At 71.1% G+C, this 20,803-nt stretch carries 22 protein-coding genes; 17 read left to right on the forward strand and 5 right to left on the reverse strand.

Annotated elements, in window-relative coordinates:
* Positions 1-52 precede the first annotated feature (52 nt).
* The 4 genes from P0Y31_RS03155 (at position 53) to P0Y31_RS03170 (ending at position 2,489) form a co-directional block, all read left to right on the forward strand.
* The gene (locus tag P0Y31_RS03155; protein WP_275806128.1) at positions 53-319 is read left to right on the forward strand and encodes a WXG100 family type VII secretion target; all 267 of its coding nucleotides are present in this window, start codon (positions 53-55) and stop codon (positions 317-319) included.
* Positions 320-391: 72 nt separating this feature from the next.
* Positions 392-697 carry a WXG100 family type VII secretion target gene (locus P0Y31_RS03160; protein ID WP_275806129.1) on the forward strand — a complete coding sequence of 102 codons (306 nt, stop codon included), beginning with the start codon at positions 392-394 and terminating at the stop codon, positions 695-697.
* A gap of 100 nt (positions 698-797) precedes the next feature.
* Positions 798-1,964 carry a hypothetical protein gene (locus P0Y31_RS03165; protein WP_275866605.1) on the forward strand — a complete coding sequence of 389 codons (1,167 nt, stop codon included), beginning with the start codon at positions 798-800 and terminating at the stop codon, positions 1,962-1,964.
* Between the two features lie 48 nt (positions 1,965-2,012).
* Positions 2,013-2,489, forward strand: coding sequence for a hypothetical protein (locus tag P0Y31_RS03170; RefSeq protein WP_275866606.1), 477 nt, complete (start codon positions 2,013-2,015; stop codon positions 2,487-2,489).
* Positions 2,490-2,498: 9 nt separating this feature from the next.
* Here P0Y31_RS03170 and P0Y31_RS03175 read toward each other — a convergent pair whose 3' ends face one another.
* The 3 genes from P0Y31_RS03175 to P0Y31_RS03185 all read right to left on the reverse strand — a co-directional run bounded on the left by P0Y31_RS03175 (position 2,499) and on the right by P0Y31_RS03185 (position 5,104).
* Complete coding sequence (locus tag P0Y31_RS03175) at positions 2,499-3,191, reverse strand: DsbA family oxidoreductase (protein ID WP_275866607.1); 693 nt, start codon at positions 3,189-3,191, stop codon at positions 2,499-2,501.
* A 198-nt stretch (positions 3,192-3,389) separates the two neighbouring features.
* Complete coding sequence (locus tag P0Y31_RS03180) at positions 3,390-4,481, reverse strand: inositol-3-phosphate synthase (RefSeq protein WP_275866608.1); 1,092 nt, start codon at positions 4,479-4,481, stop codon at positions 3,390-3,392.
* Positions 4,482-4,501: 20 nt separating this feature from the next.
* Positions 4,502-5,104 (reverse strand): PadR family transcriptional regulator, encoded by a 603-nt coding sequence (locus P0Y31_RS03185; RefSeq protein ID WP_275866609.1) that lies wholly within the window; start codon positions 5,102-5,104, stop codon positions 4,502-4,504.
* 355 nt (positions 5,105-5,459) lie between these two features.
* Here P0Y31_RS03185 and P0Y31_RS03190 point away from each other — a divergent pair, with 355 nt between their 5' ends.
* From P0Y31_RS03190 to rplI, 6 genes are all read left to right on the forward strand, one after another.
* Positions 5,460-7,691: a transglycosylase domain-containing protein gene (locus tag P0Y31_RS03190; protein WP_275866610.1), complete on the forward strand. Its 2,232-nt coding sequence runs from the start codon at positions 5,460-5,462 to the stop codon at positions 7,689-7,691.
* A complete protein-coding gene (locus P0Y31_RS03195; protein WP_275866611.1) occupies positions 7,688-9,070 on the forward strand; it encodes a glycosyltransferase 87 family protein in 1,383 nt (460 codons plus the stop codon). Before P0Y31_RS03190 ends, P0Y31_RS03195 begins: the two co-directional genes overlap by 4 nt.
* Positions 9,071-9,282: 212 nt before the next feature.
* Positions 9,283-9,570 (forward strand): 30S ribosomal protein S6, encoded by a 288-nt coding sequence (gene rpsF, locus P0Y31_RS03200; protein ID WP_275866612.1) that lies wholly within the window; start codon positions 9,283-9,285, stop codon positions 9,568-9,570.
* 49 nt (positions 9,571-9,619) lie between these two features.
* Positions 9,620-10,180, forward strand: coding sequence for a single-stranded DNA-binding protein (locus P0Y31_RS03205; RefSeq protein ID WP_275866613.1), 561 nt, complete (start codon positions 9,620-9,622; stop codon positions 10,178-10,180).
* 135 nt (positions 10,181-10,315) lie between these two features.
* Positions 10,316-10,552 (forward strand): 30S ribosomal protein S18, encoded by a 237-nt coding sequence (gene rpsR, locus P0Y31_RS03210; RefSeq protein WP_056884210.1) that lies wholly within the window; start codon positions 10,316-10,318, stop codon positions 10,550-10,552.
* A 23-nt stretch (positions 10,553-10,575) separates the two neighbouring features.
* Positions 10,576-11,022, forward strand: coding sequence for a 50S ribosomal protein L9 (rplI, locus tag P0Y31_RS03215; protein WP_275866614.1), 447 nt, complete (start codon positions 10,576-10,578; stop codon positions 11,020-11,022).
* Between the two features lie 100 nt (positions 11,023-11,122).
* Here rplI and P0Y31_RS03220 read toward each other — a convergent pair whose 3' ends face one another.
* Positions 11,123-11,953, reverse strand: coding sequence for a M57 family metalloprotease (locus tag P0Y31_RS03220; protein WP_275866615.1), 831 nt, complete (start codon positions 11,951-11,953; stop codon positions 11,123-11,125).
* Positions 11,954-12,124: 171 nt separating this feature from the next.
* Positions 12,125-12,865, reverse strand: a complete 741-nt coding sequence (locus P0Y31_RS03225; RefSeq protein WP_275866616.1) for a GntR family transcriptional regulator — start codon at positions 12,863-12,865, stop codon at positions 12,125-12,127.
* A 186-nt stretch (positions 12,866-13,051) separates the two neighbouring features.
* Here P0Y31_RS03225 and P0Y31_RS03230 point away from each other — a divergent pair, with 186 nt between their 5' ends.
* Genes P0Y31_RS03230 through P0Y31_RS03260 form a run of 7 tightly spaced genes read left to right on the forward strand, consistent with a single transcriptional unit; the run spans position 13,052 to position 20,776 of the window.
* Positions 13,052-14,056 carry a Gfo/Idh/MocA family oxidoreductase gene (locus tag P0Y31_RS03230; RefSeq protein WP_275866617.1) on the forward strand — a complete coding sequence of 335 codons (1,005 nt, stop codon included), beginning with the start codon at positions 13,052-13,054 and terminating at the stop codon, positions 14,054-14,056.
* Positions 14,053-14,961: a TIM barrel protein gene (locus tag P0Y31_RS03235; RefSeq protein ID WP_275866618.1), complete on the forward strand. Its 909-nt coding sequence runs from the start codon at positions 14,053-14,055 to the stop codon at positions 14,959-14,961. The genes P0Y31_RS03230 and P0Y31_RS03235 overlap by 4 nt, the downstream gene beginning before the upstream one ends.
* Before the next feature lie 2 nt (positions 14,962-14,963).
* Complete coding sequence (gene iolC, locus P0Y31_RS03240) at positions 14,964-15,959, forward strand: 5-dehydro-2-deoxygluconokinase (protein ID WP_275866619.1); 996 nt, start codon at positions 14,964-14,966, stop codon at positions 15,957-15,959.
* On the forward strand, positions 15,959-16,855 hold the full coding sequence (locus P0Y31_RS03245) for a deoxyribose-phosphate aldolase (RefSeq protein WP_275806145.1): 897 nt from the start codon (positions 15,959-15,961) through the stop codon (positions 16,853-16,855). Before iolC ends, P0Y31_RS03245 begins: the two co-directional genes overlap by 1 nt.
* Positions 16,852-17,754, forward strand: coding sequence for a 5-deoxy-glucuronate isomerase (gene iolB / locus P0Y31_RS03250; RefSeq protein WP_275866620.1), 903 nt, complete (start codon positions 16,852-16,854; stop codon positions 17,752-17,754). Before P0Y31_RS03245 ends, iolB begins: the two co-directional genes overlap by 4 nt.
* Positions 17,754-19,721, forward strand: a complete 1,968-nt coding sequence (gene iolD, locus P0Y31_RS03255) for a 3D-(3,5/4)-trihydroxycyclohexane-1,2-dione acylhydrolase (decyclizing) (protein ID WP_275866621.1) — start codon at positions 17,754-17,756, stop codon at positions 19,719-19,721. Before iolB ends, iolD begins: the two co-directional genes overlap by 1 nt.
* Positions 19,718-20,776, forward strand: coding sequence for a Gfo/Idh/MocA family oxidoreductase (locus tag P0Y31_RS03260; protein WP_275866622.1), 1,059 nt, complete (start codon positions 19,718-19,720; stop codon positions 20,774-20,776). Before iolD ends, P0Y31_RS03260 begins: the two co-directional genes overlap by 4 nt.
* Positions 20,777-20,803 lie beyond the last annotated feature (27 nt).

The raw sequence follows: 20,803 nt of genomic DNA on the forward strand, positions 1-20,803 counted from the left end.
CAAGGACACCGAGGCACACAGGCGCCTCGCAGGGAAGGAACGAGGGGAACCGATGGCTGGATTGAACCCGCCGGTCTGCCGCGCGCAGGCCGAGGTCCTGGAGAACCAGGCGCAGAAGATCAAGACGATCAGGGCCAACGTCGACAGCCTGGTCGAGGAGCTGAAGCAGCACTGGTGGGGGCCGGACTCCAAGCAGTTCGCCTCGCAGTGGGAGGGCACGCACAAGCCCGAGCTGACCAAGGTGCACTCGCAGCTGCAGAAGGTCGTGCAGGACGTGCGCCAGAACATCAAGCAGCAGGAAGCGGCCTCGGGCCACTGACCCGGAGCGCCGGCCCGCACCGGGTCGGCTCCACCACCCACACCCGTACTTCAGCAGCGCAAGGAGAAGACCATGGCGACAGCAGAGGGCAACGCCGGAGGCAGCACCCAGTTCACCCACGGCATGGACGTCGCGCGGGTCGAGGACATCCTCACCCGCCTCGCCAAGGCTCGGCAGAACCTCACCGAGGTGCAGAGCAAGGCCGACGCCGCCGTGCGCAAGCTCGGCTCGAACTGGGGCGGCCCGGACGCCTCGGCGTTCCAGGCCCAGTGGCCCAAGCACTCGAGCCAGATCGAGAACGCGGTGCAGTCACTCGACCGCATGGAGAAGGCCGCCCGCAAGGACGTCCAGGAGCAGCGCCAGGCATCCAAGGCCTGAGGCCACGCCGGCCGGGCACGCGCCACGAAGGCCGTGCCCGGCAGGGCGGCACCGCCACCACAACCACCGCCAGACGGCCTGAACACAAGGGGGAGGAGCCATGGCAGAGCGCTACACGCACGGCATGGACCTGGGCCGCGTCCGCAGCATCGCCGACCGGCTCGCCGCCGCCCAGCGCGACCTGGCCGGGGTGTCGACCCGGGCCGACGACGCCGCGCGCCAGCTGCGCGAGGCCTGGCAGGGCGAGGACGCCCAGACCTTCGCCCGGCGGTGGCCGGTGCTGCGCCAGACGCTCGACGACCAGGCGAGCGACCTCGAGACCCTCGTGCGCCGGCTCCGCCAGCAGGCCGAGGAGCAGGAGCGGGCCTCCGGCGTCGGTGGCAACGGCGACTCCGACGGCGACGGCATCCCGAACCGGCGCGACCGCGACCGTGACGGCGACGGCACGCCCGACACGCGCGACACCGACGACGACAACGACGGCACTCCCGACTCGCGGGACCCGGACCACCCCACCGTCAACGTCGACGCCGACGTGCCCAGGGACGCCGACGGCGACGGCTACGACGACACGACGGGCGAAGAGGTCGACACCGACGGCGACGGCACGCCCGACCTCCGCGACCCGGACTCTCCTCCCCAGGACCCGACGGGATGGAACAAGACCTGGGAGAAGGAGTGGGTCGACAACAACCCCCAGCACAAGGCCGACCCGCGCGTCGACGTGAGCCTGGAGCTCGGCGGCGTCGAGAAGGAGCTGTGGGACGCCTCGGTCTACGACACGACCTGGGGCGACGAGAACGGCACCCACGCCACGGTCGACCTGCTCTCCACCGAGGGCAAGTCCGAGGGCACCTGGTCGATCGACCGTGACGGCCTGACCACGGCCGGGGCGCTGACGGCTGGGGGCTACCTCGCCAAGACCAGTGGCGCCTGGTCCAACACGCACGGCACAAGCGCGAGCGGCTCCGCCTACGTCGGCGGCGAGGCGAACGCCAAGGCCGGGCTCTCGCTGGGCCTGGACGGGGTGAGGGCCAACGCCGGCTTCGACGCCTTCGTCGGCGGCAAGGCGGAGGCCAACATCAACCAGGACTTCGGCCCGGTCGACGCCGGCGTCGGTGGCGAGATCTCCTACGGACTCGGGGCCCACGCCGAGGCTGACGGCGAGTTCTCCGCCGACCGCGTGGGCGTCTCGGTCGACATCGGCGCCACCCTCGGCATCGGCGGCGGTATCGAGATCGACCTCGGCTTCGACCCGCCGTGGTGAGCCGCGTGACCACCTGCCCCCGGACCGTACTCCCACGGAAGGCCTGAGATGACCACCCTGAGCTACCCGAGCGACCGCTTCCCGGCCCCGCCGTCGGTGAGCCTCGACATCCCCGACGACTGGGAGCCGGTGTCGGTGCCCGCCGTTGTGCTCGCTGCCAGGCAGAGCGGCGGGCAGCAGGCGTTCACCGCCAACGTCATCGTGCGGCTCGGCACCCGGCCCGGCCTCGACCAGCCGGCCGACGCCCTCATGGAGCTCGCGGGCGCGGTGCAGGGGCGCCAGGACGCCACCGTCGGCGAGATGCAGCACGTCGAGCTCGGCGGCCTGCCGTTCGTGCGGGTCGATGTCGCCTGGACCGACCCGCGCGGCATCGCCGTCCGCCAGCACCACCTCTTCACCGGCCTGCCGCGCGAGGACGGTTTGCAGGACTTCGTGCACCTCACCGGCTCGGTCGGCGGGCCCGAGGCCGACGGCGACGAGGCCGTCGTGCTCAAGGTGCTCGAGTCGGTGCGCGTCAGTCGGTAGGGCCCCGCGTCAGACCGCGCAGCTGTCGCCCTCGCAGGTGGCGTCGCCCTCGGTGGTGACCATCTGCAGCGGGTGGGCCTCGCTCCACGCCTGCTCCAGGGCCTGGCTGAAGAGCTCGGTCGGCTGCGCGCCGGAGATGCCGTACTTCCCGTCGATGACGAAGAACGGCACGCCGCGGATGCCGTAGGCCTGGGCCTGGGTGATGTCGGCGCGCACGTCCTCGGCGTGAGCACCCGACTCGAGCACCCCGCGGGCCTGCTGCTCGTCGAGACCCGCGTCACCGGCGAGGCGCACCAGCACCTCGCGGTCGCCGATCTGCTCGCCCTCGGTGAAGAAGGCCCGCAGCAGCCGCTCCTTCATGGCGTCCGCACGGCCCTGGCTCGCGGCGAAGTGGATGAGCCGGTGGGCGTCGAAGGTGTTGCCCGACTTGGTCTCCCGCCAGTTGAACTCGAGCCCGACCATGGCCGCGTTGGCGGCGAGCGACTCCTGGGCGGCGACGGCCTGCTCCAGCGTCATGCCGTACTTCGCGGCGAGCTTGTCGACGGTACGTCCCTCGGCGATGGCCGTGGCGCCCGGGTCGAGTTGGAAGCTGTGCCACACGACCTCGACCTCGTCGCGGTGCGCGAACGACGCGAGGGCCTCCTCGAGCCGGCGCTTGCCGACGTAGCAGAACGGGCACACGACGTCTGACCAGATGTCCACCTTCATGGAACGGTCAACTACCTCCCCGCCCACCCCATTCCCGCCCGTACACCTCCGACTTCTGGCCACTGACACGGCATACGGACGTGGAATTGCGCCACCAAGCCGAGTGGGTGGCCAGAAGTCGGGGTGCAGAAAGCGGTATGCCGCCCGCTCAGGTGAGCGGGCGGCATACCGGGTGGTGCGGGGAGGCGCTGGTCAGCGCTCCTCGGTGCCGGCGATGAAGGCCTCGAGCCTGGTGCGGCCCTCGGTGTCCTCGCGCTGCACGGGCGGGGACTTCATCAGGTAGGACGAGGCGGAGATCAGGGCGCCGCCGATGCCACGGTCCTTGGCGATCTTCGCCGCACGGATGGCGTCGATGATGATGCCGGCCGAGTTCGGGGAGTCCCAGACCTCGAGCTTGTACTCGAGGTTCAGCGGCACGTCGCCGAACGCGCGGCCCTCGAGGCGCACGTAGGCCCACTTGCGGTCGTCGAGCCACGCGACGTAGTCGGACGGCCCGATGTGGACGTTCTTGTCCTCGATCTTGCCGGCCAGCGGGCCGTTGAGGTTCGAGGTGACGGCCTGGGTCTTGGAGACCTTCTTGGACTCGAGGCGCTCGCGCTCGAGCATGTTCTTGAAGTCCATGTTGCCGCCGACGTTCAGCTGGTAGGTGCGGTCGAGCGTGACGCCGCGGTCCTCGAACAGCTTGGCCATGACGCGGTGGGTGATGGTGGCACCGACCTGGCTCTTGATGTCGTCACCGATGACCGGCACACCGGCGGCCTCGAACTTCGCCGCCCACTCCGGGTCGGAGGCGATGAACACGGGGAGGGCGTTGACGAAGGCCACGCCGGCGTCGATGGCGCACTGGGCGTAGAACTTGTCGGCCTCCTCCGAACCCACCGGCAGGTAGGAGACGAGGACGTCGACCTGGTTGTCCTTGAGCACCTTGACGACGTCGACCGGCTCGGCCGCGGACTCCTCGATGGTCAGGGCGTAGTACTTGCCGATGCCGTCGAGGGTGTGGCCGCGCTGCACGGTGACGCCGGTGGTCGGGACGTCCGCGATCTTGATGGTGTTGTTCTCGGAGGCGTTGATCGCCTCGGCGAGGTCCTTGCCGACCTTCTTGTCATCGACGTCGAACGCAGCGACGAACTCGACGTCCTTGACGTGGTAGTCGCCGAACTGGACGTGCATGAGCCCGGGGACGGTGCCCGACGGGTCAGCGTCCTTGTAGTACTCGACTCCCTGCACCAGCGAGCTGGCGCAGTTGCCGACGCCGACGATGGCGACGCGCACGGTTCCCATGGAATCTCCTTTGGTTCTCATCAAGGGGTGTTTGACGGGTCTTGGGGGGCCGGGCCGTCCTGCGTGCGCAGGCCCGGCTGGCTGCGCTCTGCGGTGATCAGCTCGGTCAGCCAGCGCACCTCGCGCTCGGCGGAGTCGAGGCCGTGGCGCTGGAGCTCGGCGGTGTAGGCGTCGAGCCGCTCGCGGTTCTTGGCGGCCGCGGCGCGGATGTTGGCCAGCCGCTCCTCGAGGCGGCTGCGACGCCCCTCGAGGATGCGCAGTCGCACCTCCGCCTCGGTGCGGGCGAAGAACGCGAAGTGGACGTCGAAGGTGTCGTCCTCCCACGCGGCCGGCCCCGAGTCGCGCACGAGCGCCTGGAAGTGCTCCTTGCCCTCGGCCGTGAGCTCGTAGACGATCCGCGCGCGTCGGCTCCCGGCGGTGCCGGGGGTCGTGCCCGCGGGGGCGTCGGTGATCCAGCCGCGTTCGAGGAGGGTGCGCAGGCAGGGGTAGAGCGTCCCGTAGGACAGGGCCCGGAAGGCGCCGAGCGCGGCGTTGAGCCGCTTGCGCAGCTCGTAGCCGTGCATCGGGCTCTCGTGGAGGAGGCCGAGCACCGCGAAGGCCAGCAGGTCGGCGCGTCGGGGCATGAGGTCTCCTTCCGTGCAGGGCAGGGGGGGGTGGTTCGAAGTGACAAACTCGAGGTATGTCAGGTGCAACCTAGCATCAGATATATCGGAGCGATATAGCCCGCGCGGGTCATCCGGGAACTCACCCGTCCGGATGGCCGTTCACCCACCCGGTGTCCCCGTGCCGCCCGACGGCGCGATCGCGCTCTGGGGTGGCGGGTCCGTCGCGGGGCTCCGTGCCGCTCGGTGGCGTGATTGTGCAGGTCAGGGGGCCTGTGGTCCACCCGCAGAATGACCATTTCCAGAAATCATGGTCATACTGAGGGACGGACCGTCGGCATCGACGGTCCGCCCGTGTGTCGATCGAGAAGGTTTGATGAGCACTCCACGTCCCAAGACGCGTGCCCAGGCGCCGAAGACGCGAGCCCAGGCCAAGGCCCGCCAGTCCAAGGCCAAGCAGCAGAAGCAGGGCTTCGACGGCCGACTGTGGGGGAAGCGCCTCGGCCTCGCCGCGCTCGGCGCCGCCCTGCTCGGCGTCATCGGCTTCTTCGTCGCCTACGCGTCGACCGACATCCCGGAGCCGAACGACCTGGCCGACGCCCAGGCCTCGGTCATCTACTACTCGGACGGCAAGACCGAGATCGACCGGATCAGCGAGGTCAACCGAGAGTCGGTCGAGCTGTCGAAGATCCCGAAGCCCGTGCAGCAGGCGCACCTCGCCGCCGAGGACCGCAACTTCTACGAGAACTCCGGCATCTCCCCGACCGGCATCGCGCGCGCGGTGTGGGTGGGGCTGCGCGGCGGGGCCACCCAGGGTGGCTCCACCATCACCCAGCAGTACGTCAAGAACTACTTCCTGACCCAGGACCAGACGCTGAGCCGCAAGGGCAAGGAGATCCTGATCTCGATCAAGATCGCCAAGCAGAAGTCCAAGGACCAGATCCTCGAGGACTACCTCAACACCATCTACTACGGCCGCGGCGCCTACGGCATCCAGACCGCCGCCAAGGCCTACTTCAACAAGGACGTCTCCAAGCTCAACGCAGCCGAGGGCGCCCTGCTCGCCTCCGTGATCCGCGGCCCGTCGTACTACGACCCGGGCCTGGGCGCCGAGCAGAAGAAGAACGCCGAGTCGCGGGTCGACTACGTCCTCGACGGCATGGTCGGCGAGGGCTGGCTCGACCAGGGGCAGCGCGCGAAGATGAGCTTCCCCAAGGTCGTGTCGTACAAGGCACGCCAGGGCGCCAGCGGCCCGAGCGGCTACCTCACCAACGAGGTGAAGAAGGAGCTGCGCACCAAGCTCAAGCTCACCGACGCCGACATCGACCGTGGCGGCTACAAGATCGTCACGACCATCGACAAGAACGACCAGAAGGCGGCGGTCGCCGCGGTCGAGAAGCGGATGCCCAAGGGCAAGGGCACCGAGGGCCTGCGTGCCGGTCTCGTCGCGATCCAGCCGGGCAACGGCGCGATCAAGGCGATGTACGGCGGCGAGAACTACCAGAAGGTGCAGTTCAACGCCGCGGTCGACGCCACCATGCAGGCCGGCTCGACGTTCAAGGTGTTCACCCTGATCGCCGCCCTCCAGGAGGAGATCAGCACCAAGACGAAGTACCCCGGCGAGAGCCCGCAGTTCTTCGAGGAGTTCAAGAGCGAGGAGAACCCCGAGGGCGAGGTCGTCAACTTCAGTGACGAGACCTTCGGCCGGATCGACCTTCGCTTCGCGACCGCGCACTCGGTCAACACGGTCTACTTCCCGCTCAACGTGGAGGTGACCCCGAAGAAGACCAAGGCCGCGGCGATCTCGGCCGGCCTGCCCGACGACAAGACGGCCGCCGCCCGCAAGCAGCCCAAGCTCGGCGAGAACTACGCCAACGTGTTCGGCACCGACGACGTGCGGGTCATCGACATGGCCAACGCCTACGCGACCATCGCCGCGAACGGCGTCCGGGCGACGCCGTACCTCATCGCGTCGGTCAAGGGCGGCCCCGGCGACCTCGACTACAAGGCGAAGGTCAGCAAGAAGGCGGTCTTCGACAAGGACGTGATGGCCGACACCATCGACGCCATGACCGAGGTCGTCGAGGACGGCACGGGCACCTTCGCCAGCAGGCTGGGCCGGCCCGCCGCCGGCAAGACCGGCACCACCAGCGGCAACTACGCCGCCTGGTTCGACGGGTTCACCCCGCAGCTGGCCACCGCCGTGGGGATCTACAAGGACAAGGACGGCACCCCGCAGCCGATGAACGAGGTCCCCGGCCTCTTCGGCCCGGGCACCTCGGGCGAGCTCACCGGTGGCACCGTCCCGGTGCGCATCTGGACCGACTTCATGGAGGGCGCCCTGAAGGGCGAGAAGGTGCTCGAGTTCCCCGAGCGCGCCGGGGTGGGTGACGAGAAGGTGCCGACCCCGACGCCGACGCGCACCCCGTCCTCGACCACCACCACCACGACCACGACGACCACGACGACGACCACCCGGCCCACGACCAAGACGGAAACGCCGAAGCCGACGAAGACCAACAGGCCGCCCAAGCCGACGCTGACCACCGTCGAACCGACTCCCAGCGAAACGATCCTCCCTGGCGGCGGCCAGACCACTGCGCCGTGACCGGTCAGGGGGGTGACGGCGCGCTCGCGGTGGTCGGGGGCCCGCTGGGACGCCATGCCTCCGCCCGGGCCCGGTCCTGGCTGGCCACCGTCACGCCCCTGCTGGTGCTCTCGACGGCGATGGTCGGTCTCGGGGTCGCCCAGCGCGGTCACTGCGTCGCCAACGGGTGGAACGGCACCGACCAGTTCTGGCGGGCCTGCTTCTCGGACCTGCCGGCGCTCTACCGGCTGGGCAACCTCGACGCCGGCCTCGGCGGCTACCTGACGGGCTCGGCCACCCTCGACCACCCGGTGCTGACCGGCAGCCTCATGGCCCTGGTGGGGGGACTGGTCCCCGACGGCGGTGTGCTCGAGCAGACCCGCTGGTACTTCCTGCTGTGGGCGGTGCTCGCGGCTGCGCTCGTCGCCGCCACGGTCTACCTCACCGCGGCGGCGCGTCCGCGGCACGCGGCCGACGCCGTGGTGGTGGCGGCGAGCCCGCTGCTGGTCATCGCGCCCCTGGTCTCCGCCGACGTGTTCGGCGTCGCGCTGGTGGCGGCGGGGCTGTGGGCGTGGTCGCGGCGCTGGCCGGTGCTGGCGGGCGCGCTGCTCGGCCTGGCGGCCACCGCCCGCACCTACCCCCTGCTGGTGCTGCTCGCGCTGCTCCTGCTGGGCCTGCGCAGCGGCCGCCTGCCGGTCGTGGGCCGGGCGCTCGCGGGGGCGGGCGCCGCGGCCGCCGTGGTGCTGCTGCCGTTCCTGGTCTCGAACCCCGACGCCATCACGGCCCCGTTCAAGGCCTGGGCCGGGGGCGGCGCGGGCCTGGGGTCGCCGTGGATCATCCCCCAGCTCCTCGAGCACCCCCTCCCGGAGGGGCTGGTCACCGCCCTCGCCGTCATCGGTGTGGTCGCCGCGGTGCTCGCGGGCGCCCTGCTCGCCCTCGGTGCGAACCGGCGACCGTCGGTCGCGGAGGTCTCTGTGGTGCTCGTGGGCGTCGCCCTGGTCACCGGCAAGAGCTTCCCGGTGCAGGCGTCGCTGTGGCTGCTGCCCCTGCTGGCGCTGTGCGGCCTGCGCTGGCGCGACCACCTGATCTGGGCAGGGGCCGAGGCGATGCACTTCGCCATGGTGTGGCTCTACATCGGGGGCATGAGCAAGGCCGACCGGGGCCTGCCGGCCCCCTGGTATGCCGTGTTCCTGGCCCTGCGCGTGGCGGCCGTGCTGTACCTCGTCTGGCGCGTCTGGCGCACCGCCTCCGGGCGCCCGGCCGAGGAGCCCGCCGAGGAGCCCGCCGAGGAGCCCGCCGAGGAGCCCGCCGAGGAGCCGGTGGTGGACGAAGCCGCCGAGGACGAGCTCGCCGGCGCCTTCGCCGGTGCCCGCGACCATCTCATCGTCCGCATCGGCTGACCGGCCCGTGGTGCCGCTTGACCCAGCAGAGGTTGCTGCAGGGGAGCGCGGGGCTGTGGATGACCGATTACGTCCAGTCGCCCGCTGCGGGTACCCTTGTCAGGTTCCCCCGCGGCATACGCACAAGCGGTGCCTGACGGGGGATCGCACTGCAACCCTCCTGTCACGGAGAGACCGTGACCGCTAAAGACCAAAGGAGGCGGGTTACAAGCATGCGTCAGTACGAACTCATGGTCATCCTCGACCCGGAGCTCGACGACCGGACGGTCGCTCCGTCGCTCGACAAGTTCCTCACCGTCGTCACCAAGGACGGCGGCACCGTGGACAACGTCGACATCTGGGGTCGTCGTCGTCTCGCGTACGAGATCAAGAAGAAGTCCGAGGGCATCTACGCCGTCGTCAACATGACCGCTGAGCCGGCCACGGCCAAGGAGCTGGACCGCCAGCTCAACCTCAACGAGTCGGTCATGCGCACCAAGCTGCTGCGCCCCGGCGCCTGACAGCCCACGACACACACCTGAACCACCACCCGACAGGGGGATCTGCTTCATGGCTGGCGACACCGTCATCACCATCATCGGCAACATCACCGGGGACCCGGAGCTGCGCTTCACCCCCTCCGGTGCTGCCGTCGCGAACTTCACCGTGGCCTCCACGCCGCGGGCGTTCGACCGGCAGAGCAATGAGTGGAAGGACGGCGAGACGCTGTTCATGCGCTGCTCCGTGTGGCGCGACGCAGCCGAGAACGTCGCCGAGTCCCTGCAGCGCGGCACCCGCGTGATCGTGTCCGGTCGCCTGAAGTCTCGTTCCTACGAGACCAAGGAGGGCGAGAAGCGCACGGTCATCGAGATGGAGGTCGACGAGGTCGGCCCGTCGCTGCGCTACGCGACCGCCAAGGTCAACAAGACCCAGCGCGGTGGCGGTGGCGGCGGTGGCTTCGGCGGCGGCCAGCAGGGCGGCGGCTGGGGCGGCCCGCAGGGCGGCGGCCAGCAGGAAGACCCGTGGGCGACCGGTCCCTCCGGTGGCCAGCAGGGTGCCCCGCAGCAGGGCGGCCAGCAGGGTGGCGGTTGGGGCGGCGGCGCGCCGTCCTACGACGAGCCCCCCTTCTGATCCGCTCCGGTTCAGGACCTTTCGGTATGCCGCGTGCGCGAGCGGGCGGCCATGCCACCAGCAAGACGTAAGAACACCATCCCTGGGACACCAGGGCTCATCCGCTGAGTTGCTCAGCAGAAGGAGAGCACCACGATGGCCAAGCCCGTTGTGCGCAAGCCCAAGAAGAAGGCCAACCCGCTGAAGGCGGCGAAGGTCGAGAACATCGACTACAAGGACACCGCGCTGCTGCGCAAGTTCATCTCCGACCGCGGCAAGATCCGCGCTCGCCGGGTGACCGGTGTGTCCGTCCAGGAGCAGCGGCTCATCGCCACCGCGGTCAAGAACGCCCGCGAGATGGCGCTGCTGCCCTACTCCAGCAGCTCTCGCTGACCCGGGTTCGAGGAGGAACTGAAATGAAGGTCATTCTCACCCACGACGTGTCCAACCTCGGCACCGCCGGCGACGTCGTCGACGTCAAGGACGGCTACGCCCGCAACTTCCTGTTCCGCCGTGGCCTGGCCACCGCGTGGACCAAGGGCGGGCAGAAGCAGGTCGAGGCGATCGCCAAGGGCCGCGAGGTCCGCTCCGTGAAGACCCTCGAGGAGGCCAAGTCCATCAAGGGCAACCTCGAGGCGAAGCCGGTGAAGGTCGAGGCCCACGCCGGTCAGTCCGGCCGCCTCTTCGGCGCCGTCTCGAGTGCCGACGTCGCCGCCGCCGTCAAGGCTGCTGGTGGCCCGGAGCTCGACCGCCGCAAGATCGAGATCAAGAACCCGATCAAGGCCGTCGGCGCCCACGAGGCGCTCGTGCGCCTGCACCCAGAGGTGCAGGCCACGGTCAAGCTGGACGTCGTCGCCGGCTGACCCAGCAAGCGCTGCACAGCCGAAGGCCCGGTCCCCGCGAGGGGCCGGGCCTTCGTCGTGCACCGGAGCCGGCGGTCCCCGGCGCTCCGGTGACAGCTGGTCAGCTGCCGTAGAGCGCGCGCACGCCGGCGCCGTCGCTGCTGGTGAAGCTCAGGTCGTCGGACGTCCCGTTGCACTGCGGGTAGTGCATGATCGACGCGCTGTCGTAGGGGGTCAGCGGGCGCCAGTTGTTGTCCTCGAAGCAGGTGCCCGCCTCGGGGCGGGTGTGCTCGTGGCGGAAGCCGAGGGTGTGGCCGAGCTCGTGGCCGAGGATGTTGGTGGGCGTCCACGAGCCGGAGGTCCAGATCGAGTCGTCGACGAGCACGTTGCGCGAGCGCTTGGGGCTGCTGGGGAAGAACGCGCGGGCGATGTACTGGGTCGTCGCGACGGGCTCCACCGAGAACACCACGTTGTTGTTGCGGGTGTTGCAGTTGCCGTCCTGGGTCGGCACGTAGGCGAAGTTGACCTTCGACGACGCCGCCTCCCACAGCCCGGCGCCGCTCGCCATCGCCGAGACGATGCGGGAGTGGTCGGCACCGAACTTGGTGCTGACGCAGTAGGTCAGGTTCCCGACCTGGGCGGTGCTCCACCTGTCGTCCTGGCCGCCGACGGTGTTGACGATGAGCGAGTCCTCGTCGGTGTGCGGCTCCTTCGGGTCGACCATGCGGTCGTAGAAGATCCGCATGCCGCCCGTGCTCATCTCGGGCTCGTCGCCGTTGACGATGTACTGGTCGTCGACATCGCGGTAGCTGCTGTCGAGGAACTCTTGGAAGGAGGGGACCTCGCCGGTGGTGGACCCGGCCGGGGCCGCGGCGGCGACCCCCAGGCTGGCGCAGGTGACGGCGGCGACGCCGGAGGCGGCGAGGGCGAGGCGGGCAGAGACGCGCTTCATGACACTCCTTGGGTTGCGGCGGGACGGCTGTCCCAACAGGTCCGCGCCAGGCGCGGAAATGCCGACCACACTAAGAAGCGGGGAGCGCTGAGGTCTGCGCCGAGAATGTCTGGAATGAGCCCGGGTTCGGGCACGGTTGGTCAAGCGCAGGCCATGTTGGTCAACAGCACGTCAGCGCTGGTCGATCATGACCTCGATCGTGTAGTCCTGAGCCCGGTAGCAGTGGTCGCCGTACTCGACCGGGTTTCCCACCGCGTCGAAGGCGCTGCGCGTCATGGTGAGCACCGGCTGGGAGGGCCGCAGGTCGAGGTGCCGGCGCTCGGCGGGGGTCGGTGTGCGAGCCCCGATCCGCTGGTGGGCCACCACCGGACGGACGCCGCGGTCGCGGAGCACGGCGTACAGGCCGTCCTTCTCGAGCTCCTCGCGGGTGATGTCGCTGTACTGCGGGGGCAGCCAGTTGTGCATCACCGCCAGGGGCAGGTCGCCGGCCCGGCGCAGCCGCACGACCGACAGCAGCGGCGTCTCCGGCGGCAGGCCCATCGCAGCGGCGGCCCGCTCGTCGTGCACGATCTCGTGCTCGAGCACCCGGGTGCTGGGCTCGGCGTCGCCTGAGCGCTTGAGGTCGTCGAACAGGCTGGTGAGCTCGGCCCGCCGGTGGATCTGCCGGTTCGCGACGGTGGTGCCGAGCCCGCGCCTGCGCAGCAGCAGCCCCTGGCCCACGAGCTCCTGGATCGCCCGGCGGACCGTCGGGCGCGAGAGGCCGAGGCGATCGGCGAGGGCGATCTCGTTCTCGAAGGGGTCGCCGGGCTGCAGGGCGCCGGTCGCGATCGCCTGGCCCAGCTGCTCGGCGAGCTGGTGGTACAGCGGCACCGGTGACCCGCGGTCGATGCGGAGGTCGAGCTGCTTGGCCATGGGCGCAGAGTAGCGGTTACTGACGTCCGTTAGACAGCACGTGAGAATGTCAGGACATGGAGTTGACACGCCTGCGGAGCGGCGCCACGCTGAACCACAGCACCCGGCCCCGCGTCCGGCCGGGCCTCCGGCAGCGGAGGCGGGGAGAACGACGACACGACGCGACGACGTGGATGGAGTTGGTCAATGAGGATCGGGCTCGCAGGTGTGGGACGGATCGGCGCCTTCCACGCCGAGACCCTCCTCGGTCTGGATTTCGTCGACGAGCTGGTGGTGACCGACGAGAACGCCGACGCCGCGCGGGAGGTCGCCGCCGCGCTGGGTACCACCTTCGCCCCGGACGTCGAGGCCCTGCTGGCGTCGCGGGTCGACGGGTTCGTCATCGCGGCCGCCACCCCGGCCCACGCCCCGCTGCTGCGCCAGGGGGTCGAGGCGGGGGTGCCGACCTTCTGCGAGAAGCCGGTGGCGTCGACCCTCGCCGAGACCCTCGACCTCGCCAAGCTGGCTGCGAGCAGCGACGTGCCGGTGCACGTCGGCTTCCAGCGCCGGTTCGACCGCGGCTACCAGCGCCTCGCGCAGGCCGTGCGGGGCGGGGAGCTCGGCTTCGTGCACTCCATCCGGGCCGCGACCCACGACCAGTCCCCGCCCCACGCCGCCTACATCCCGACCAGCGGTGGCATCTTCCGCGACTGCAACGTGCACGACTTCGACATCCTGCGGTTCGTGACCGGCTGCGAGGTGGTCACGGTCTACGCCACCGGCGCCAACAAGGGGGAGCCCTTCTTCAGCGAGGCCGGCGACGTCGACACCGCCGCCGCCCTGCTCACCCTCGACGACGACACCCTCGCCCTGGTCTCCTCCACCCGCTACAACGGCGGTGGCCACGACGTGCGCATGGAGGCCCACGGCAGCAAGGGCGCCATGGCGGTCGGACTCGACGAATCGCTGGCCTTCCGCTCCGCCGAGGAGGGCGTCGACTTCCCCCACGGCCCCCAGCACTGGTCCTTCATGGAGCGCTTCCTGCCGGCCTACCGCGCCGAGCTGGCCGCCTTTGCCGAGGTCGTCAGGGGCGACCGCCCCACGCCGTGCACCGTCGAGGACGCCCTCCAGGCGTTCCGCATCGCCGAGGCCTGTGAGCTGTCCCGCCACGAGGGGCGCCCCGTGCGCCTGGAGGAGATCGAGACCCTGTGAGCACCACGATCCTGCCGCTGGAGGAGCGCGTCGCCGGCGCCCCCATCTCGTGGGGTGTCTGCGAGGTCCCGGGCTGGGGCTGGCAGTACGACTCGGCCACCGTGCTCGACGAGATGAGCGACGTCGGCCTGGCCGCCACCGAGTTCGGGCCCGACGACTTCCTGCCCGCCGACCCCGACGCCAAGGCCGACCTGCTGGCCACCAAGGGCCTGAGGGCGGTGGGACAGTTCGTGCCCGTCGTGCTGCACGACCCGGACCACGACCCGCTGCCGGAGGTGGAGCGGGCCATGGAGGCTCTCGTGGTCGCCCGCGCCTCGACCGTCGTGCTCGCCGCGGCCACCGGTCAGGAGGGCTACGACACCCGGCCCGTGCTCGACGACACCGGCTGGACGACCCTCCTGGACAACCTCGACCGCATCCGCGAGGCGGCCGCCGCCCGCGGCCTGGTGGCCACCCTGCACCCGCACGTCGGCACGATGGTCGAGAGCGGCGAGGAGACCGAGCGCGTGCTCGCCGGCAGCAGCATCGGCCTGTGCCTCGACACCGGGCACCTGCTCATCGGCGGCGGTGACCCGGTGCGGGTCGCCCGGCAGCACCCCGACCGCATCGCCCACGTGCACCTCAAGGACGTCCGCCTCGACTGGGCCCGCAAGGTCCGGTCCGGTGAGGCCACCTACACCGAGGCGGTGTCCGGCGGCATGTACGTGCCGCTGGGCCAGGGCGACGTCGACGTCGCCGCGATCGTCACGGCGCTGGAGGACCACGGGTATGCCGGGTGGTACGTCCTCGAGCAGGACACCATCCTGGCGGCTGAGCCGGACGGGGGCGGACCCGTGGACGATGTCCGCACCAGCCTCTACTACCTGCTGGGGCTGGCGGCACAGCGCTCCGGTGTGGGGATCTGACCATGACGGCGAACGGTGACGGCACGGCATACGACCTGGTGGCGATGGGGCGCATCAGCGCCGACATCTACCCGCTGCAGAGCGGGGTGGGCCTCGAAGACGTGCAGACCTTCCAGAAGTTCCTCGGCGGCAGTGCCACCAACGTCGCGGTGGCGGCTGCCCGCTACGGTCGCCGCGCAGCCCTCATCACCCGCACCGGCCGCGACGCCTTCGGCCGCTACGTGCGCGCCGAGGCCGCCCGCCTGGGGGTCGACCCGACCTTCATCACCGAGGTGGACGGCCCTCCGACCCCCGTCACCTTCTGCGAGATCTTCCCGCCGGACCACTTCCCGCTGTACTTCTACCGCTACCCGATCGCCCCCGACCTGATGATCGAGGCCGACGAGCTGCCGCTCGAGGCCATCAGGCAGGCGCAGATCTTCTGGGCCACGGTGACCGGTCTGTCGCAGGAGCCGAGTCGCACCGCGCACTTCGCAGCCTGGGAGGCCCGGGGCCGACGCCGCCACACGGTGCTCGACCTCGACTACCGGCCGATGTTCTGGCCGCACCCCGAGGAGGCCAGCGCCCAGGTCGCCGCGGCGCTCGAGCACGTGACCGTGGCGGTGGGCAACCGCGAGGAGTGCGAGGTGGCGGTGGGGGAGACCGACCCCCAGCGCGCCGCCGACGCCCTGCTCGAGCGCGGTGTCGAGCTGGCCATCGTCAAGCAGGGACCCAAAGGGGTGCTCGCCGCCACCAGCGACGAGCGGGTGGAGGTGCCGCCGTTCCCGGTCGAGGTGGTCAACGGCCTCGGCGCGGGTGACGCCTTCGGCGGCGCCCTGTGCCACGGCCTGCTGAACGGCTGGGACCTGCGCCGCATCCTGACGTTCGCCAACGTCGCGGGAGCCATCGTCGCCTCGCGGCTGGAGTGCTCCACCGCCATGCCCACCGAGGCCGAGGTCGAGGAGCACCTGGCCTCTCGCGAGCCCATCGCGGCACACGCCGCCGCAGAGGAGGCGTGATGTCGACCAGCCCGACCGTGTCGGTCGCCGACCTGACCGAGATCCGGGTGCGCGACCCGCACCGCATCACGCAGTCGTGGGCCGACCGCCGCCGGCGCGACCTCGTCGGGCCCGACGGCCGCCTGCTCATCGTGGCCGCCGACCACCCGGCCCGAGGGGCGCTCGGCGTCCGCGACGACAGGAGTGCGATGGCCAGCCGCAGCGAGCTGCTGGGTCGCCTCGCCACCGCGGTGTCGCGCCCCGGGGTCGACGGCGTGCTCGGCACGCCCGACATCCTGGACGACCTGCTGCTGCTCGGTGCGCTCGAGGGCAAGGTCGTCATCGGCTCGATGAACCGCGGCGGCCTGCAGGGCTCCACCTTCGAGCTCGACGACCGCTTCACCGCCTACCGGGCCCGCGACATCGCCGCCGGCGGCCTCGACGGCGGCAAGATGCTCACCCGCATCGACCTCGACGACCCTGGCACGGTCTCCACGCTGGAGGCCAGCGCCACAGCCATCACGGAGCTGGCGGAGCACGGGCTGATGGCGATGGTCGAGCCGTTCCTGTCGACCCGCCGCGACGGCCGCGTGACCAACCTGCTCGACCCCGACTCGACCATCAGGTCGATCCACATCGCCTCCGGCCTCGGCGCCACCAGCGCCCACACCTGGCTGAAGCTGCCGGTGGTCGACGACCTGCCCCGGGTGATGGACGCCACCACGCTGCCGACCCTGCTGCTCGGCGGTGACCCGCAGGGCGACCCGCAGGACACCTACGCGTCGTGGGGCAGGGCCCTCGACCTGCCGGCAGTCCGTGGCCTGGTCGTCGGACGGGCCCTGCTCTTCCCGCCCGATGGTGACGTCGCCGCCGCCGTCGACATCGCTGCCGAGCTGGTGCACGGAGGAGCCCGATGAGCGACAACGACCGCTGGGTGCGCCCCCTCGGCTCCGCCGCTCGAGACGGCTGGGACGTCGTCATCGACGCCGGTGTCGAGGGCTGGCAGCACACCAGCCTGTATGCCGGACGGCTGGCCGAGGGCGAGAGCCGCGAGGTCCCGGCAGGGGAGTGGGAGCACGTCGTCGTGCCGCTCGCGGGGTCGGTGACCGTGGAGTGCGAGGAGGGCAAGGCCGCCCTCGCCGGCCGCCCGTCGGTGTTCGCCGGCCCGACCGACGTCGCCTACGTCGCCCGCGACACGGCCCTGACCGTGACCGCCACCGGCGGCCCCGCCCGGCTGGCGGTCTGCGGGGCGCGGGCGTCCGCCCGGCACACCCCCGCGTTCCGCCACGTCGAGGCGGGCGAGGTGCCCGTCGAGCTGCGCGGCGCCGGCATCGCCAGCCGCGAGGTGCGCAACTTCGGCATCCCCGGGGTGCTCGGGGCCGACTCGATCATCGCCTGCGAGGTCATCACCCCGGGCGGCAACTGGAGCTCCTACCCGCCGCACAAGCACGACGAGGAGCGCGAGGGCGTCGAGACCGAGCTCGAGGAGATCTACTACTTCGAGACCCAGGTCGAGGGCGGCGCCCCGGCGCCCGAGGGTGCCGATCCCGTTGGCTACCAGCGGGTCTACGGCACCGACGACCGCCCGATCGACGTCCTGGCGGAGGTGCGCACCGGCGACGTCGTGCTGGTGCCCCACGGCTGGCACGGGCCGGCGATGGCCCCGCCCGGCTACGACCTCTACTACCTCAACGTCATGGCAGGTCCCGGTGCCGAGCGCGCCTGGCTGATCTGCGACGACCCCGCGCACGGCTGGGTGCGCCAGACCTGGACGTCCCAGGACGTCGACCCGCGACTCCCGCTCGGAGGGCAGTGATGACCGACACCCAGACCGTCCGGCTCACCGTGGCGCAGGCCGTGGTGCGCTTCCTGGCCAACCAGTGGAGCGAGCGCGACGGACAGCGGCAGCGGCTCTTCGCCGGGTGCTTCGGCATCTTCGGCCACGGCAACGTCGCGGGGCTGGGCCAGGCGTTGCTGCAGAACGAGCTGGAGCACGAGGGCCGTGAGGAGGAGAACCCGCTGCCCTACGTGCTGGCCCGCAACGAGCAGGCCATGGTGCACACCTCGGTGGCCTACGCCCGCCAGAAGGACCGGCTGCAGACCTGGGCGTGCACCGCCTCGGTCGGCCCCGGCTCGACCAACATGCTCACCGGTGCGGCGCTCGCGACGATCAACCGGATCCCGGTGCTGCTGCTGCCGTCCGGGACCTTCGCCACCCGGGTCTCCGGGCCGGTGCTGCAGGAGCTCGAGCAGCCCGCTGCCCCCGACGTCACCGTCAACGACGCCTTCCGCCCGCTGTCGAAGTTCTTCGACCGGGTCAACCGGCCCGAGCAGCTGCCGGCCGCCCTGCTGGGGGCCATGCGGGTGCTGACCGACCCGGTCGAGACCGGCGCGGCGACCATCGCCCTGCCGCAGGACGTGCAGGCCGAGGCCTTCGACTGGCCCGTCGAGCTGTTCGCCGAGCGGGTCTGGCGCATCGCCCGCCCACCGGCGGAGCAGGTCGACATCGACGACACCGCCGCGCTGGTGCGCGCCGCGAAGCGGCCGTTCATCGTGGCTGGGGGCGGCGTCCACTACTCCGGCGCCGAGGAGGCGCTGCGCGCGCTGTGCGAGCAGACCGGCATACCGGTGGGTGAGACCCAGGCCGGCAAGGGGTCGCTGCCGCACGCGCACGCCCAGGAGATGGGGGCCATCGGCTCCACGGGCACCACCGCTGCCAACGCGCTCGCCGCCGAGGCCGACCTGGTGATCGGCGTCGGCACGCGGTGGAGCGACTTCACCACCGCCTCACGGACAGCCTTCCAGGACAAGGACGTCCGCTTCGTCAACATCAACATCGCCCGGTTCGACGCCGGCAAGCACGCCGGCCTGTCCGTGGTCGCCGACGCCCGCGAGGCCCTCAGCGCGCTCACGCAGGCCCTGGAGGGGTATGCCGTGGAGCCCGGTTACCGGGAGCGGCAGGCGCAGCTGTGGGCCGAGTGGGACGCGCAGGTGGAGGCGGCCTACCACCCGCCGGCCGAGGTGACCGACGCCCTCGCCCCCGGCCTGCTCACCCAAGCCCAGGTGCTGGGTGCGGTCAACGAGCTCACCGACCCGCGCGACGTCGTGCTCTGCGCGGCCGGCTCGATGCCCGGCGACCTGCACAAGCTGTGGCGGGTGCGCGACCGCAAGGCCTACCACGTGGAGTACGGCTACTCCTGCATGGGCTACGAGGTGCCGGCCTCGATCGGCATCCGGCTGGCCGAGCCCGACCGCGACGTGTTCGCGATGGTCGGCGACGGCGGCTGGCTCATGATGCCGACCGAGCTCGTCACGGCCGTGCAGGAGCGCGTCAAGGTCGTCGTGGTGCTGGTGCAGAACCACGGGTTCCACTCGATCGGCTCGCTGTCGGAGTCGCTCGGCTCCCAGCGGTTCGGCACGAGGTACCGCTTCCGCGACGCGACCTCGCGCCGGCTCGAGGGCGAGAAGCTCCCGGTCGACCTCGCCGCCAACGCGCGCAGTCTCGGCGCCCACGTCATCGAGGTCCATTCGGCCGACGAGCTGGCCCAGGCCGTCAAGGAGGCCAAGGCCTGGCCGGCCGACGGGGGGCCGGTCGTCATCCACGTCGAGACCGACCCGACCGTCTACGCGCCCGACAACGAGTCGTGGTGGGACGTGCCGGTCAGCGAGGTCGCCGAGCTCGAGACCACCCGCACCGCCTACGCCGACTACATCGACCACAAGGCCCGCCAGCGCCCGTTGGTCGCGCCGGCCCGCACCAGCCCGAGGAGCACCACGCCATGACACCACCGCTCAGGGTCGGCATCATCGGTGTGGGCCTGATGGGAGCCGACCACGCCGAGCGCGTGGCCCGCCGCGTCGCTGGTGCCCGTCTGGTGGCGGTCTCCGACCCCGACGGGGCACGGGCCGCCCGCCTCGCCGCCGGCTTCGAGGGAGTCCGCACCATCGCCGACCCGCTCGACCTCGTCGCCGACGACGAGGTCGATGCCGTCATCATCGCCTCACCCGGCTTCGTCCACGAGGAGCAGGTGCTCGCCTGCCTCGAGCACGGCAGGTACGTGCTCTGCGAGAAGCCGTTGACCATGGACAGCGAGTCGTCGCTGCGGGTGGTCGAGGCGGAGGCGAAGGGTGGCCGGCCGCTCGTGCAGGTCGGCTTCATGCGCCGGTTCGACCCCGAGTACGCCCAGATGAAGCAGGTGCTCGACAGCGGGCAGCTCGGCCGGACCCTGCTGCTGCACAACATCCACCGGAACAAGTCCGTGCCCGACCCCTCGTTTCGCAGCGAGATGATCGTGCGTGACTCGCTCGTGCACGAGGTCGACGTGGCCCGGTTCCTCTTCGGGGAGGAGGTCACCGAGATCACCGTGCTGTCGCCGACGCCGACCAGCGCCGCGCAGGAGGGGGTGCGTGACCCGCAGGTCGCCCTCTTCCGCATGGAGGGCGGAGGCATGGTCACCTCGGAGGTCTTCGTCAACGCGCAGGTCGGCTACGAGGTGCGCTGCGAGGCAGTCGCCGAGCGGGGCACCGTGACGGTCGGCCAGAACCTCTCGAGCCTCCACCTGACATGGGCAGGCGCGGGCGGCACTGGGCCCAGCACAGAGCCCGGCACCTGGGGCGGCACGGTCCCCGGCGACTACCGGGAGCGTTTCGCCGTGGCCTACGACCGGGAGGTGCAGGCCTGGGTCGACGCCAGCCGGCGCGGCGAGGTGGTCGGCCCGACCAGCTGGGACGGGTATGCCGCCACGGCGGTCTGCACCGCCGGCATGGAGTCGCTCACCACCGGCCGGCCCGTCACGGTCGACCTCGCAGACCGAGCGGCCCTCCCCACGACGGCCTGAGCGCCGGTCATGGGCACCACACCCCGA

Source organism: Knoellia sp. 3-2P3 (assembly GCF_029223115.1).
In the GTDB taxonomy this organism is placed as follows: Bacteria; Actinomycetota; Actinomycetes; order Actinomycetales; family Dermatophilaceae; genus Pedococcus_A.